This is a genomic window from Micromonospora sp. M51, assembly GCF_018070305.1.
Classification (GTDB): Bacteria; Actinomycetota; Actinomycetes; order Mycobacteriales; family Micromonosporaceae; genus Micromonospora; species Micromonospora parva.
The window spans coordinates 1-14,040 of the sequence record NZ_JAGPXZ010000069.1 but is presented as its reverse complement, the minus strand read 5'-3'; the positions used below and the strand labels follow the sequence as shown (position 1 = coordinate 14,040).

Sequence of the window (14,040 nt, the reverse complement as noted above, 5' to 3'; positions counted from 1 at the left end):
GGACACCCTTGGGCTTGCCGTCGACCAGGACCAGCGCCGCGTCGGACTTCTCCAGCATGCCGACCGCCTCGCTCACCGGCTGACCCCCACCGATCATCGGCAGTGGGTCGCCCATGTGCCGCTCGATGGTGTCGTGCAGGTGAGCCTGACCGGTGAACAGCGCGTCGAGCAGGTCCCGCTCGGCGATCGAGCCGGCGACCTCACCGGTCACCACGGGTGGCTCGGCCTTGAGCACCGGCAGCTGCGAGACGCCGTACTCGCGCATGTAGTCGATCGCGTCGCGGACCGTCTCGGTCGGGTGCACGTGCACCAGCTCAGGCAGCCCGCCCGGCTTGCTGGCCAGCGCGTCGGCCACCGTCGGCTCGGCGCCGGAGTTGTCGAGGAAGCCGTACCGGGCCATCCACGAGTCGTTGAAGATCTTGGAGAGGTAGCCTCGGCCGCCGTCGGGCAGCAGCACCACCACCACGTCGTCCGGGCCGGCCCGGCGGGCGACGTCCAGCGCGGCGACCACCGCCATCCCGCAGGAACCACCGACCAGCAGCCCCTCCTCGCGGGCCAGTCGCCGGGTCATCTCGAACGACGCCTTGTCGGAGACCTCCACGATCTCGTCGGCGACGCCCCGGTCGTACGTCTCCGGCCAGAAGTCCTCGCCGACGCCCTCCACCAGGTACGGACGGCCGGTGCCGCCCGAGTAGACCGAGCCCTCCGGGTCGGCCCCGACGACGCGCACCCGACCCTCGGAGGCCTCCTTCAGGTAGCGGCCGATGCCGGAGATGGTGCCTCCGGTGCCGACGCCGGCCACGAAGTGGGTGAGCTCGCCGTCGGTCTGCTTCCACAGCTCCGGGCCGGTCGTCTCGTAGTGCGACCGAGGGTTGGCCGGGTTGCTGTACTGGTTGGGCTTCCAGGCGCCGGGGATCTCCCGGGTCAGCCGGTCCGAGACGTTGTAGTACGAGCGCGGGTCCTCCGGCGCGACGGCGGTCGGGCAGACCACCACCTCGGCGCCGTACGCCCGGAGCACGTCCTGCTTGTCCTGGCTGACCTTGTCGGGGCAGACGAACACACACCGGTAGCCCTTGAGCTGGGCCACCAGGGCCAACCCGACACCGGTGTTGCCGCTGGTCGGCTCGACGATGGTGCCGCCGGGCTTGAGCAGACCGGCAGCCTCGGCGTCCTCCACCATCCGCAGCGCGATCCGGTCCTTCACCGAACCACCCGGGTTGACGTACTCCACCTTGGCCAGCACGGTGGCCTGGATGCCCTCGGTGACGTTACGCAGACGCACCAGCGGGGTGTTTCCGATCATGTCGACGACGTTGTCGTAGTACTGCACGGTGTGCCCTTCGTTGCGGTGCCGACGGTGGCGACCGGGAAGACGGTTCCTCGCCGCCCAGCGTACGTGTCGTCAGGGCACCAACCCCCCGGGGATGACCGAGCTGCGACGGGCCTCCCACTCCAGGAAGCGATCGGTTTCGGCGAGCACGCTGCCGGCCAGCCAGGTGACCATGACCGCGTCGTCGGCCAGCCCGAAGATCGCCAACGGGATCTCCGGGAGCAGGTCGATCGGCGAGACGATGTACGCCGTCGCCGCGGTCATCAGGGCCAGCCGAAGGCCGCCGTCGTACTCCCCCTTGGCGGTGGCCCGGATCATCCGGGGCAACGCGGCCAACCGGGTGCCGATCGACGGCCCGTTGCGCGCCCCCGCCGCCAGGGCCCGCGCCAGGGCCGTGAACGCCGCGCTGCGCTTCAGTGTCTTACCCATCGTCGCGCTCCTCTCCGCCGGATCAGCGTGGCGGGTCGGCGCAAGTCGGCCGGCCTCTCCCATTCAGATACCCCGTCGCGTCGGGTTCCAGGCACCCGGGTGCCGTCACGACGACAGCGGGGTGTCGGACCAGCGCGATAATGTCGCGGTATGGGGGTGGCAGATTCCGTCGTACCCGGTAGTGATCGCTGGCGGCAGGCCCGGCGGTTCGTCCGGCTGGCAGCCATCGGGACAGGCGCCACCGCGGCGGCCGTGGTGGCGACCGGCGGGGTGCTGGTCGGCCAGGCCCGGCAGGCTCGACGGACCATCCCGATGGCCGAGGCGCCGCCACCCCGCTGCGATGGGATGTACGGCGCGAAGTTCCCCGGCCCGGCGCTCACCATGGTGGTGCTCGGTGACTCGTCGGCGGCCGGCTACGGCGTGCACCGCCGCCGGGAGACGCCTGGGGCGCTGCTCGCCACGGGCCTGTCCCGTCGACTGCACCGGCCGGTTCAGCTGCACCGCTTCGCGGTGGTCGGCGCCATCTCGGCGGCGCTACGCCACCAGGTGGAGGCGGCGCTGGAGTGCCGGCCCGACATCGCGGTGATCCTCATCGGCGGCAACGACATCACCAACCGCACCCCGCGCGGCCTCGCGGTGCGCTACCTGGTCGAGGCGGTGCACACCCTGCGTGACGCCGGGTGCGAGGTGGTCGTCGGCACCTGCCCCGACCTGGGCGCGATCCGCCCGATCCAGCCACCGCTGCGCTGGCTGGCGCACCGCTGGAGCCGCCAGCTCGCCGCCGCCCAGACGGTGGCAGTGGTCGAGGCGGGCGGCTGGACGGTCTCCCTCGGTGACCTGCTCGGCCCCCGGTTCGCGGCCGAGCCGACCCGGATGTTCGCCTGGGACCGGTTCCATCCCTCCGCCGAGGGGTACGCGATGGCTGCCGCCGCGCTCCTGCCGACGATGCTCTCCGCCCTCGGCGCGACCCCGGAACGACGGGCCACACCGATGCGCGGCGACGGCGTACGGTCGCTGCCGGAGGCCGCGCAGGAGGCGGCTCGACACGCCGGCACGGAGGTCAGCGGCGTCCAGGTGCGGGGCCGCGACCGAGGGCCGGCCGGCCGGTGGGCGCAGCTGCGCCGACGGGCGTTCTTCGGTGTCGGTGCGGTGCCGCAGCACGGGTCCGCCTCGGACACCTCGACAGTGGAGGGACTGGCATGAACGAGCGCAGCGCGCGGAGCGTGACCTCCGGCCTCGCCGGCCGGCTGGGTCGGGCGGCGGCGTTCTCGCTGCTCGCCGGCACTGTCGGAGGCGCCGCCGTCCTCGCCGGTGAGGCGTTCGTCGCCCGGCACCGACGCTACGCCCAACCGGAGCTGGGCCTGGCCCTGCGCGCCACGATCGGCCGGGCGGGCGCTCCTCCGCTGCGACTGGTGCTGCTGGGTGACTCGTCGGCACTCGGTGTCGGTGTGGACCGGCTGGAGGACACCATCGGCGGGCAGTTGGCCAACCTGCTCGCCGAGGGCCCGACCGGCCGCCGGGTGCACCTGTCCAGCGTCGGCGTGTCCGGGTCCCGCTCGACCGACCTCGCCACCCAGGTGGCCCGGGCCCTGCTCGGTGAGCGGCCCGACGTGGCGTTGATCCTGATCGGCGCGAACGACGCCACCGGGCTGCGCCGGCCCGCCGACGCGGCGGCCTACCTCGGTGCGGCGGTGCACCGGCTGCGTGAGGCGCGCGTCGAGGTGGTCGTGGGCACCTGCCCCGACCTCGGCGCGGTGCGTGCGATCGCTCCCCCGCTGCGCCAGGTGGTCGGCTGGTCCGGGCGTCGGGTGGCCCGCGCGCAGACCAGCGCCGTGTTGCAGGCGGGCGGCTCGGTGGTCGACCTGGGCACCGAGACCGGGCCGGTGTTCCGGGCCGATGCGGGGACGCTCTGCCCGGACCGTTTCCACCCCTCCGCCGATGGTTACCGGGTGTGGGCGCACGCGCTGCTGCCCGCCATCGTCGCCGCGGCGGCGGCCACCACCCGGCGCTAGATCGTCGCCGGCCACTGGTGACATTTCCCGCTGTGCCGGCTTCTTCCGCGCATGTTACCGGCGGGTTAACGTTGGTCCATGCCGATTGAGTCGTCCCGCGACGCCGTCATCGTCGCCACCGCCCGCTCCCCCATCGGCCGGGCGCACAAGGGTTCCCTGCGCGATGTCCGCTCCGACGACCTCGCCGCGACCATCGTCCGAGCCGCGCTGGACAAGATCCCCGCGCTCGATCCGACCACGATCGACGACCTCTACCTCGGGTGCGGCCTGCCCGGCGGCGAACAGGGCTTCAACATGGCCCGGGTGGTGTCCACCCTCCTCGGCCTGGACACTGTCCCCGGCGCCACGCTGACCCGCTACTGCGCCTCCTCGTTGCAGACCACCCGCATGGCGATGCACGCGATCCGGGCCGGCGAGGGCGACGTGTTCGTCTCCGCCGGCGTGGAGATGGTCTCCCGCTACGCCCGGGGCAGTTCCGACGGGCTGCCGCCCGAGGCGCAGGCACTGGTCGGCGGCGGCTGGGAAAACCCGCGCTTCGCGGCGGCCGGCGAGCGCTCGAAGCGCCGCGCGCAGGGCGGCGCCGAGGTGTGGACCGACCCGCGCGAGGCCGGTGAGCTGCCCGACATCTACCTCACCATGGGGCAGACCGCGGAGAACCTGGCCCAGGTGTACGACGTCACCCGCGCCGACATGGACGAGTTCGGCGTACGCAGCCAGAACCTCGCCGAGAAGGCCATCGCCGACGGCTTCTGGGCCCGGGAGATCACCCCGGTCACCGCGCCGGACGGCACTGTGGTGAGCACCGACGACGGGCCCCGGGCCGGCGTCACCCTCGACGCGGTCGCCGGTCTGAAGCCGGTGTTCCGCCCGGACGGTCGGATCACCGCCGGCAACTGCTGCCCGCACAACGACGGTGCGGCGGCAGTGGTGGTGATGAGTGCCCAGCGGGCCGAGGAGCTCGGGATCACCCCGCTGGCCCGGATCGTCTCGACCGGTGTGACCGCCCTGTCGCCGGAGATCATGGGCCTCGGGCCGGTCGAGGCGTCCCGGCAGGCGCTGCGCCGGGCCGGTATGACGATCGACGACGTCGACCTCGTCGAGATCAACGAGGCGTTCGCCGCGCAGGTCATCCCCTCCTACCGCCAGCTGGGCATCCCCGAGGAGAAGCTGAACGTGATGGGTGGGGCCATCGCTGTCGGCCACCCGTTCGGCATGACCGGCGCGCGGATCACCGGCACCCTGCTCAACGCGCTGGAGTGGCACGACAAGACCATCGGTCTGGAGACCATGTGCGTGGGCGGCGGCCAGGGCATGGCCATGGTGCTCGAACGGCTCAGCTGAGTCGCCCTCAGAGCGCGCTGCGGGTCGCCGTCACCTCGGCGGCGGCCCGGGTCAGCGCCTCGGCCCCCGGGTCGGCGGCCAACAGGTCCGCCGTGACCACCCGCAGCTGGTCGGGCAGGGCCAGGTCGTTGTCGAGCCGGGGCACCACCCGCCGGGGCTGCCCCTCGGCGTCGGCCGCCAGGTTGGCGACCTCCTGCACCAGGCGGTGCACGAGGTCGGCGCGGGACACGTTGCCGGCGGTCGCGGCCGCCGCCCACCTCGGCTGCTGCCAGTGCGCGATCTGACCGACCAGCAACCGCACGGCCTTGTCCAACTCCGCTGCGCTCATCGCCGCCGAGTCTACGGCCGACGCCTGCCGCTGCTGTTCGGGCCGGTCAGCGGCGCAGGTAACTGAGCAGCCGCAGCAGCTGCCAGTAGAGAAAGACCAACCCGGTGAGCAGGCCGAACGCGCTCAGCCACGCGTACCGGCGGGCTCGACCGTCGCGCACCGAACGCTCGACGAGATCGAAGTCGAGGATGAAACTGAACGCCCCGGCGATGATGGCCACCACCGAGATGGCGTACGGCACCCAGCCGACCTCCCCGCTGACGCTGTAACCCGCCAGGCCCGGTCGCCCGCTGATCAGGTACGACACCAGGTTGACCACGCTGAGCACGGCGATGCCGAGCAGGGTGCCGATCACCAGGCGGGCCAGCCGGGGCGTCGCCCGGATCACGCGGGCCCGGTACAGCGCCGCCATGCCGAGGAAGACGCCGAAGGTGCCGGCCACCGCCTGCACCACGATGCCCGGATAGACCTGCTCGAAGGTGCGGCTCGCCACCCCCAGCAGCAGGCCCTGCAGGATGGCGTAGCCGACGATCGGCACCGGGTTGGTGATTCCCCGCAACGAGATGACCAGGACCAGCGCGATCGAGGCGAGCGCGCTGCCGGCCAACGCGGCACCCAGCCACACGGCGTCGGGAATCACCGCCCAGGACACCGCCGCGGCGACGCCGGTCACCAGCAGCAACCCGACGGTACGGACCACCACGTCGTCGACGGTCATCGGCTCGACGTCACGGGAACCGAGCACCCGGGCCTCCACCCGGCCGGCCTCGTCCAGCCGGTTGAGCACCGGGTTGTTGCTGCGCACCGTCGCCTCCTCCACCCGCGTACCCCAGGGCTTGTGTCAAAGCCTCGCAGTCACTCTGCCCCGGGCGGGCCGGCGGCGGCGGGGAAACGGCGCGGACGACGGCGCCCGCCCCCAACGACGTTGGAGGCGGGCGCCGGTCGCAGTGCGGACGAGGTCAGTCGTCGCCCTGGAAGTAGCTCAGCAGGCGCAGGATCTCGATGTAGAGCCAGACCAGGCTGACCAGGATGCCGAACGCGGCCGTCCAGGAGTAGCGCTGGGGCAGGCCCATCCGGACGCCGTCCTCGATCTCCTTGAAGCTGAGCACGAAGCTCAGCGAGGCGACCACGATGCAGACCAGGCTGAAGCCGATGGCCAGCGGGCTGCCGTCACGCAGGCCCGTGTTGACGCCGAACAGCGCCAGCACCAGGTTGATCATCATGACGGCGAAGAGACCGACCATCACGGCGATCATGCCCTTGACGAAGGCCGGGGTGGCCCGGATGACCTTCGCCCGGTAGAGCATCGCCATCAGGAAGAAGATGCCGAAGCTGGCCGCGGCGGCCTGGAGCACGATGCCGTCGTAGGCCGTCTCGAACGCCTTGCTGACCATGCCGACGAAGACACCCTCGACGACCGCGTACGCGATCACGAGCGCCGGGTTGGCCATCCGGGAGAACGAGATGATCAAGCCGAGGACCAGGCCGACCACCGCCGCGCCGATCCAGGCGGTACCGACCAACGCGTCGGGCACGAGCACCCAGGCGGCCGCGGCGGTGATGCCGAGGATGCCGAGCAGAGCGACCGTCTTGACGACCACGTCGTCGACGGTCATCGGCGCCACGGTCGGCGGCGCGGCCGGGTAACCGGCCTGGGACGGGTACTGCTGGGGAATGCCGGGCTGTCCGTACGGCCCGGCCGGGGCGTACCCGGCGGAGCGCTCCCGCTCGGCCGCCTGGCCGAGCCGGGCGAGCACCGGGTTCGAGGTCTTCACTGTCTGGCCTCCCTCAGGGGGTCGTGTGCACGTGAACGTGCCCTCCAAGAGTAAACGGCGCAGTCACGTCTTGGAGATCACGGATGAGAATGGGTGAGGTCGACCGGTGCCCGGGGCGGGGGTCGAACCCGCACGCCTTTCGGCAGCCGCTTTTAAGGCGGCCGTGTCTGCCGTTCCACCACCCGGGCGAGTGACACCGGCGCGCCGACACGCCTGGTGCAATGTCACCGTAGCCGGTCTGCGGCGACCCGGCGTACCCCGCCGGCCTGGCCACATTAGGGTCGATGCCGTGAGCAGCGCAGCCCCCACGGCCCCCGACGCCGCGCCTGAGCAGGCATTCCGCCTCGCCGATCAGGTCAACCGCCGGCCCCGGGCCACCCGGCTGCTGGCCGCCGTCCGGCGTCACCGGGCGGATCTGCTGGCCGCTCTGATCTTCGCGGTGCTGGCCGGTTGGCTCACCCACGGGCTGTGGCCCGACCCGGGAGCCCGCACCCTGGCGCTCAACCCGGAGGACCAGACCCTCTACGAGTGGTTCCTGGCGGTGGACGCCCGCGCGCTGCTCGGCGACTTCGACCTGCTCACCGACCGGCTCAACGCCCCCGACGGGGTCAACCTGATGGCCAACACCACGGTGATCGCGCTGGGCGTCGTCTTCGCGCCGGTCACCCTGCTGCTGGGCGCACCGGTCACCTTCGCGCTGATCGCCGCCGCCAACCTCGCCGGCACCGCCCTCGCCTGGTACCTGCTGTTCCATCGGACGCTGCGCGCCCGCCGGTTGGCCGCCGCACTCGGCGGCGGGCTGTGCGGCTTCGGACCCGGCATGGTCTCGCAGACCAACAGTCACCTGCACATGACCGCCCAGTGGCTGGTGCCGGTGATCGTCTGGCTGGTGGTCCGGCTGCTGCGGGCGGCCGACCCGGGGCCCGGGACACCCGACGGGACCGGCGCCACCGGGCCGGACCGTCGACGGTTGTTCACCTCGGCGGCAGGGCTGGCCGGCGCGGTCACCGCGCAGGTCTTCATCGGCGAGGAGGTGCTCTTCCTCGCCGCGATCACGCTGCTGGTGATGTCGATCAGCTACGCCGTGGTGGACCGGGACCTGGCCCGCCGGGCGCTCCCCGGGTTCGCCGCGGGGTTGGCGATCACCGCCGGGCTCGCGCTGCTGGTGCTGGGCTATCCGCTGTGGTTCCAGTTCGCCGGGCCGCAGGGCGTCGCCGACGGGATGTTCACCCCGGCCTACTTCTCCGCCGACCTGAGCAGTTGGTGGACCCTCTCCCCACTGTCGGTGGCCGGCAGCGCCGAGTCCGCCCGGCTGACCACCGGCCCCGCCGAGTACAACACGTTCCTCGGTTGGCCACTGCTGCTGGTCGCCGCGGCCTGCGCGATCTGGGCCGGGCGACGCCGGCTGGTCTTCGCCTGCGTCGTGGCGGGCCTGGTGATGGGGGCGCTCTCGCTCGGCCCCGAGGTGGTGTTCGGCGGCACCAGGACGGCGATCCCCGGTCCGTACGCACTGATCGCCGGGCTGCCGGTGGTGGACGGGGCGTTGCCGATGCGGTTCGCGTTGGCGTTGCTGCCGATCGTCGCGACGCTGCTGGTGCTCGCTGTCGACCGGGCCCTGGGTAGCTCCGGTCGGGCACGACGGCTGGTGCCACTGGCCGTCGGGGTGGCGCTGCTGCCGCTCTTCCCGACCCCGCTGCCCACCGCCGGACGACCAGCCGTACCGACATTCATCAGCGGCGGCCACTGGCGGCAGTGCGTACCACCGGGCGGGGTGTTGGTCCCGGTGCCGTTGCCGACGCCGAAGGAGCCCTGGCCGATGCGCTGGGCGACCGCCGCCGACGCCGGTTTCGGGCTGCCGGAAGGCTTCTTCATCGGCCCGTACGGAAGGCGCGGCACCGCGGCGATGGGCACCTTCAAACAGCCCACCTCCGCACTGCTTGCCGATGTCGCCCGGCGCGGCGACCAACCGGCCATCGGCGATGAGCAGCGCCGCCAGGCCGCCCGCGACGCGGACTTCTGGGGCGCCTCCTGCGTGGCGCTGACCGACGACGCTCCGCACGCGGAGAGCCTGCGGGCAACCCTGGAACAGCTCTACGGCCCGCCCACCCGAATCGCCGACGCCTGGACCTGGCGGGTCTGAGCACGCCTCACGGGACCCAAAACCCCGCCGATCTTGCACTTTCCGCTCGGACAAGACGGACCAAAAGGCATCACGGCATCCGAAAGTGCAAGATCGACGGGGTTAGTCGGTCTGGGGTCTCTGAGTTTGGTTAGACGCGGGGCGCACCGACGGGCTGGGATGCCTCGACGAACTCCTCGCGCGGGTCGTGCAACTGACCCAGTGCGACCACCTCACGCTTGAGGAAGAACGCCAACGACCAGTCCACCACCACGCGGATCTTGCGGTTGAACGACGGGATCCGGCTCATGTGGTACGTCCGGTGCATCACCCAGGCCGGCCAACCGGTCATCTTGATCCCGTACACCTGGGCCACGCCCTTGTGCAGGCCGAGGCTCGCCACGCTGCCGACGTGCTTGTGCTTGTAGTTCACCGGCTCACGGCCCCGGACCACTGCCACGATGTTGTCGGCCATCCGGGCGGCCTGACGCACCGCGTGCTGGGCGCTCGGCGAGCAGAAGTTGCCCGGCTCCTTGGTGAGGTCCGGAACGGCGGCGCAGTCACCGGCGCTCCAGGCACCCTCGACCACCTGGTCACCGTCGACCACCTGAAGGGTGGGCAGGCAGGTGATCCGCCGACGGTCGTCGCGCGGGAAGTCGGTCGCGTCAAGCATCGGCGACGGCTTCACACCGGCCGTCCAGACGATCGTGTCGGAGCGGAAGCTGTCACCGTCGGAGAGCTTGACCACCCCGTCGACGCAGGACTCGAGCCGGGTGTCCAGCCGGATGTCCATGTTCCGCTTCAGCAGTTGCTGCACGGTGTAGGCACCCATGTCCCGGTCGACCTCGGGCAGCACCCGCTGGGTCGCCTCGACCAGCACCCACCGAACCTCGTCCTGCTTGAGCTCCGGGTAGTAGCGCAGGGCGTCGCGAGCCATGTCCTCCATCTCGGCGAGCGCCTCGATGCCGGCGTACCCACCACCGACGAAGGTGAAGGTCAGCGCGGAGCGGCGGACGTCCGGATCCGGCGTGGCAGCCGCCACATCGAGCCGATCCAGCACGTGGTTGCGCAGGTAGATCGCCTCGCCGATGGTCTTGAACCCGATGCCCTGCTCGTGCAGGCCCGGGATCGGCAGGGTGCGGGAGACCGAACCCGGGGCCACGATCACGTGGTCGTAGGTGATCTCCCGGGCCGGGCCGCTGATCGGCTGCACGGTGGCCACCTTGCGGTCGTGCTCGATCCGCGTGACCGTGCCGGCCACCATCTTGCACCGGCGCAACTCCCGCCGCAGTGGCACCACGGAGTGCCGCGGGGAGATGTTGCCCGCCGCCGCCTCGGGCAGGAACGGCTGATAGGTCATGTGGGGTTGGGGGTCCACCACCATGACCTCAGCCTCACGGGAGCTGAGCTTCTTCGACAGGCGCAGGGCGGCGTACAGACCGACGTGCCCGGCACCAACCACAAGGATCCGCTTCGGATTCACGTTGTCTATCTTTCCCCGGCCGGCTCAGGTAATCCCGCTCGCGCCCCCCATCTGTGACGGAGCACAACCCATGTGACCTGCGTAACCCTCAGGTCACAGCGGTCACCGACGCCGCAGGAGCCAACCGAGCAACGCCGCCGTCCCCACCGCCACCAGCAACCCCAGCACGGTGACCCACTGGTATCCGGCTCCCCCACCCGTCCCCGCCGCCTGCAACAGCAGCACGCCCAACACGGCGGCACCCAACAGCACGGCGGCCGAGCGCACCAACCAACGGCTGATCAACTCCGGGTCGACCACCGCGTCGTAGGGCAACAGCGCGGCCAGCGCGCAGAGGGTGTGGCCCAGGTAGAGCAGGGCCGCGACTGCCAGCAGCCGCCAGAGCGCGACCGGACGGCCGTACCCGTCGGTGGCGAGCAGCCAACCCCCGACAGTGACCAACGCCGTGAAGGTCGCCCACAGCCGCCGCGGCCCGAACGCGGGCAACAGGGCGGCGAACGCCAGGAAGAGGATCGGCCGGCCGGAAAGCACCTCCGCCGGAAACGCTAGGGCGAACCCGGCAAGCACGATGACGAAGATCGCCGCCCGCACCAGCAGCGGGGCGACGCTGATCCGGGCGACGGCGTTCCGCGTGGCCCGAGCCCGCTCCACGACCGGGTTCACCGCACTGACCTTTCGTTCACCGGCCACCCACCCTGGGGGCCGTCGCCAACCGCGCCACGTCCCGCAGCACCTGGTCCAGGCTGCCGGCGCCCGCCCAGCGCACCACCGGTACGCCGTGCTCGCGGAGCTGCCCGATCATGATCTCCCGGTCCAGCCTCCACAGCCGGTACGCCACCTCGGCCCAGCCCCGGTCCTTCGGTGACGCCAGGTCCGTCGGCAACGTGTCGACGGCCACCACGAACCGCCCGCCGCGAGCCAACCGGGCGAGCATCTGCGCCGACCGTTCGTCCAGCAGCGGGGTGAGCACCACCACCAACGCGTCCGAGGAGAGCAACTGCGGGCCGAAGACCTGGTCGTACGGTTCGTGCGCGGACGCGTGCACCCGGACGTCGAGCAGCCACTCCAGGACGGTGAGGTACTGCCGCCGCCCGGCGGCCGGCCGGAGCCGACGGGCGGCCGGCCCGTACTCCAGCAGGGACACCCGGTCGCCACGGTGCAGGTAGTGCTCGGCGATCGCGGCGGTGGCCCGGACGGTGGTGTCCAGCACCGAGGCGGCACCGTCCACCCCACCGGAGCGGCCCGCCTCGGCGAGCACGTCGAGCAGCACCACCACCTCCGCGTCCCGGTCGGAGAGGGTGGCGGCCACGTGCAGTTGCCGGGCCCGCAACGAGACCCGCCAGTCGATGCGGCGCAGCCGGTCACCGGGGGCGAAGACGCGTACGCCGGCCAGCTCGCCGCCCTCTCCGGGTCGGCGGGAGTGGTGCGCCCCGACCAGGCCGGCTGCGCGGGGCATCGCCTCCACCGCCTCGAACGGCTCGGTACGCGGGTACACCCGCACCCGGACCGGCTCGGTGATCACCGCCCGGGAGACCAGCAGACCGCCCGCCGTGGCGACCCGGGCACCGGCGGGGCCAATCGGGTGCCGGCCCCAGCGCAGGGCCCTGCCGGCCAACTCAAGGTCGACAGCGGCACCGATTGGCACCGAGGTCACGAACGGTCGGTCGGCGACGGAACGGCCCCCGTTGTTACCCGGAGCGGTCACCCCGGTCGCCGCGACGGCACTCTGTGCCCCGTCGCCGGCGGCCTCGTCGCTGGCGAAGCCGGCCCTGTCGATCCGCAGCCACGGCGACACCCGGGACCGCATCACCACCAGGTCGTAGTCGACAGTGTCCGGGTTGCCGACGCTCACCGCCGCCGCCACGTCACCGCCCTCGACAAGCGGCCCGCCGTCACCCTGGGTGATCCAGACCTGGGGCAGCGCCGTGGGCCGTCGACGCAACGCGTACGCGGTGCCCAGCGCGAACGGAGCGGCCAGCACGATCAGGTCCACCCTGCCCAGCAGCACGCCGGCCACCAGCAGCAGGCCGGCGAGCAGCACCGCGCGGCCGAGCGCCGGGGTGGGCGCCCAACCGGCGGCCGGTTCCGCTTCGGTGGCCCTCGGCACTGTCGGTCCGGTCATCAGTGCCGGGGCCCGCCGGCGGCGTAGCTGGGCAGCGCGCCACTGGCCGGGGCGGGAGTCGCCTCCAGCACCTCGCCCACCACGAACGCCGGGTCGACCCGGCGCAACCACATCTCCGGGCGCAGGGTGATCCGGTGTGCCAGGGCGGGCGCGGCCACCGACTTGACGTCCTCCGGCACCACGTAGTCCCGGCCGCCGAACACCGCGCGGACCCGGGCCAGCAACAGCAACGCCAGCGAACCACGAGGTGAGGCGCCGACCAGCACCGACGGGTGCTCCCGGGTGGCCGCGGTGAGCGACACGATGTAGCGGCCGATGGAGTCCTCCACCACCACGTCCTCCAGGGCGGCCTGCATGGCCCGCAGCGTCGCCGCGTCGACCACCGGCTTGATGTCCGCCTCCTCCCGGCGACGGCCCATCCGGCGGCGCAGCACCTCCCACTCCTCTTCGTGCTGCGGGTACCCGAACGAGACCCGCAGCAGGAACCGGTCCAGCTGCGCCTCGGGTAGCGGGTAGGTGCCCTCGTACTCGATGGGGTTGGCGGTGGCCAGCACGTGGAACGGCTCGTCGAGCTTGTAGGTCACCCCCTCCACCGACACCTGCTTCTCCTGCATCGCCTCCAGCAGCGCGGACTGGGTCTTCGGCGGCGTCCGGTTGATCTCGTCGGCGAGGAGCAGGTTGGTGAAGACCGGGCCGGCCCGGAAGCTGAAGTCGCCGTTGCGCTGGTCGTAGAGGAAGGAGCCGGTGACGTCGGCGGGAAGCAGGTCGGGGGTGAACTGCAACCGACGGAAGTCCAACCCGAGCGCCTGGGCGAACGATCGGGCGGTGAGCGTCTTACCGAGCCCCGGGAGGTCCTCCAGGAGCACGTGCCCGCCGGCGAGGATGCCGGCGAGGACCAACTCCAACGCGTCCCGTTTGCCGACCACGACGGTGCCGACCGCATCCAGGACCGCCCGGGCCAGGTGCCCGACCTCGGCGGGGGCAATGCTCCGGTCCACGTCGTTCATCAAATACTCTCCAGTTCGGCGACGATCACCGCGAGGTCGCGCGGCGACGGGGTGCGGCGAGGCGGGGTCTCCAGGAACGTCCACAGGCGCTCAC

13 protein-coding genes and 1 tRNA gene are annotated in these 14,040 nt (G+C 72.1%); 4 read left to right on the top strand and 10 right to left on the bottom strand.

Annotated elements, in window-relative coordinates; translation table 11 throughout:
- A partial coding sequence (locus KBX53_RS06420) for a cystathionine beta-synthase (protein WP_210858127.1) occupies positions 1 to 1,330 on the bottom strand: 1,330 nt, incomplete at its 3' end.
- Between the two features lie 72 nt (positions 1,331 to 1,402).
- Positions 1,403 to 1,759: a YkvA family protein gene (locus KBX53_RS06415; protein ID WP_030328742.1), complete on the bottom strand. Its 357-nt coding sequence runs from the start codon at positions 1,757 to 1,759 to the stop codon at positions 1,403 to 1,405.
- 150 nt (positions 1,760 to 1,909) lie between these two features.
- Here KBX53_RS06415 and KBX53_RS06410 point away from each other — a divergent pair, with 150 nt between their 5' ends.
- From KBX53_RS06410 to KBX53_RS06400, 3 genes are all read left to right on the top strand, one after another.
- Positions 1,910 to 2,962, top strand: a complete 1,053-nt coding sequence (locus KBX53_RS06410; RefSeq protein ID WP_030328744.1) for an SGNH/GDSL hydrolase family protein — start codon at positions 1,910 to 1,912, stop codon at positions 2,960 to 2,962.
- Positions 2,959 to 3,771, top strand: coding sequence for an SGNH/GDSL hydrolase family protein (locus tag KBX53_RS06405; protein ID WP_210858126.1), 813 nt, complete (start codon positions 2,959 to 2,961; stop codon positions 3,769 to 3,771). Before KBX53_RS06410 ends, KBX53_RS06405 begins: the two co-directional genes overlap by 4 nt.
- Before the next feature lie 78 nt (positions 3,772 to 3,849).
- Entirely contained in the window at positions 3,850 to 5,112 is a 1,263-nt protein-coding gene (locus KBX53_RS06400; protein ID WP_210858125.1) for an acetyl-CoA C-acetyltransferase, read from the top strand.
- 7 nt (positions 5,113 to 5,119) lie between these two features.
- Here KBX53_RS06400 and KBX53_RS06395 read toward each other — a convergent pair whose 3' ends face one another.
- The 4 genes from KBX53_RS06395 to KBX53_RS06380 all read right to left on the bottom strand — a co-directional run bounded on the left by KBX53_RS06395 (position 5,120) and on the right by KBX53_RS06380 (position 7,403).
- On the bottom strand, positions 5,120 to 5,440 hold the full coding sequence (locus KBX53_RS06395; RefSeq protein WP_030328751.1) for a hypothetical protein: 321 nt from the start codon (positions 5,438 to 5,440) through the stop codon (positions 5,120 to 5,122).
- Positions 5,441 to 5,486: 46 nt separating this feature from the next.
- Positions 5,487 to 6,245, bottom strand: a complete 759-nt coding sequence (locus KBX53_RS06390; RefSeq protein WP_030328753.1) for a Bax inhibitor-1/YccA family protein — start codon at positions 6,243 to 6,245, stop codon at positions 5,487 to 5,489.
- Between the two features lie 154 nt (positions 6,246 to 6,399).
- Positions 6,400 to 7,215, bottom strand: a complete 816-nt coding sequence (locus KBX53_RS06385; RefSeq protein ID WP_030328756.1) for a Bax inhibitor-1/YccA family protein — start codon at positions 7,213 to 7,215, stop codon at positions 6,400 to 6,402.
- A 107-nt stretch (positions 7,216 to 7,322) separates the two neighbouring features.
- Positions 7,323 to 7,403, bottom strand: a tRNA-Leu gene (locus KBX53_RS06380).
- A 101-nt stretch (positions 7,404 to 7,504) separates the two neighbouring features.
- Between KBX53_RS06380 and KBX53_RS06375 the strand changes: the two genes are divergently transcribed.
- Positions 7,505 to 9,355 carry a hypothetical protein gene (locus KBX53_RS06375; RefSeq protein WP_210858124.1) on the top strand — a complete coding sequence of 617 codons (1,851 nt, stop codon included), beginning with the start codon at positions 7,505 to 7,507 and terminating at the stop codon, positions 9,353 to 9,355.
- 130 nt (positions 9,356 to 9,485) lie between these two features.
- On the opposite strand, the gene KBX53_RS06370 is transcribed toward KBX53_RS06375, so the two are convergent.
- From KBX53_RS06370 to KBX53_RS06355, 4 genes are all read right to left on the bottom strand, one after another.
- On the bottom strand, positions 9,486 to 10,817 hold the full coding sequence (locus KBX53_RS06370; protein ID WP_030328762.1) for an NAD(P)/FAD-dependent oxidoreductase: 1,332 nt from the start codon (positions 10,815 to 10,817) through the stop codon (positions 9,486 to 9,488).
- A gap of 102 nt (positions 10,818 to 10,919) precedes the next feature.
- Positions 10,920 to 11,480, bottom strand: a complete 561-nt coding sequence (locus KBX53_RS06365; protein WP_210858123.1) for a hypothetical protein — start codon at positions 11,478 to 11,480, stop codon at positions 10,920 to 10,922.
- Positions 11,481 to 11,496: 16 nt separating this feature from the next.
- Complete coding sequence (locus tag KBX53_RS06360) at positions 11,497 to 12,939, bottom strand: DUF58 domain-containing protein (RefSeq protein WP_030328766.1); 1,443 nt, start codon at positions 12,937 to 12,939, stop codon at positions 11,497 to 11,499.
- On the bottom strand, positions 12,939 to 13,946 hold the full coding sequence (locus KBX53_RS06355; RefSeq protein ID WP_030328768.1) for a MoxR family ATPase: 1,008 nt from the start codon (positions 13,944 to 13,946) through the stop codon (positions 12,939 to 12,941). The genes KBX53_RS06360 and KBX53_RS06355 overlap by 1 nt, the downstream gene beginning before the upstream one ends.
- Between the last annotated feature and the right edge of the window lie 94 nt (positions 13,947 to 14,040).

What these genes read in the sequence shown, in the direction of transcription:
- KBX53_RS06400 (WP_210858125.1), top strand. Translation starts at nt 3,850, where the DNA reads ATGCCGATTGAGTCGTCCCGCGACGCCGTCATCGTCGCCACCGCCCGC.
- KBX53_RS06360 (WP_030328766.1), bottom strand. Translation starts at nt 12,939, where the DNA reads ATGACCGGACCGACAGTGCCGAGGGCCACCGAAGCGGAACCGGCCGCC.
- KBX53_RS06395 (WP_030328751.1), bottom strand. Translation starts at nt 5,440, where the DNA reads ATGAGCGCAGCGGAGTTGGACAAGGCCGTGCGGTTGCTGGTCGGTCAG.
- KBX53_RS06405 (WP_210858126.1), top strand. Translation starts at nt 2,959, where the DNA reads ATGAACGAGCGCAGCGCGCGGAGCGTGACCTCCGGCCTCGCCGGCCGG.
- KBX53_RS06355 (WP_030328768.1), bottom strand. Translation starts at nt 13,946, where the DNA reads ATGAACGACGTGGACCGGAGCATTGCCCCCGCCGAGGTCGGGCACCTG.
- KBX53_RS06415 (WP_030328742.1), bottom strand. Translation starts at nt 1,759, where the DNA reads ATGGGTAAGACACTGAAGCGCAGCGCGGCGTTCACGGCCCTGGCGCGG.
- KBX53_RS06410 (WP_030328744.1), top strand. Translation starts at nt 1,910, where the DNA reads ATGGGGGTGGCAGATTCCGTCGTACCCGGTAGTGATCGCTGGCGGCAG.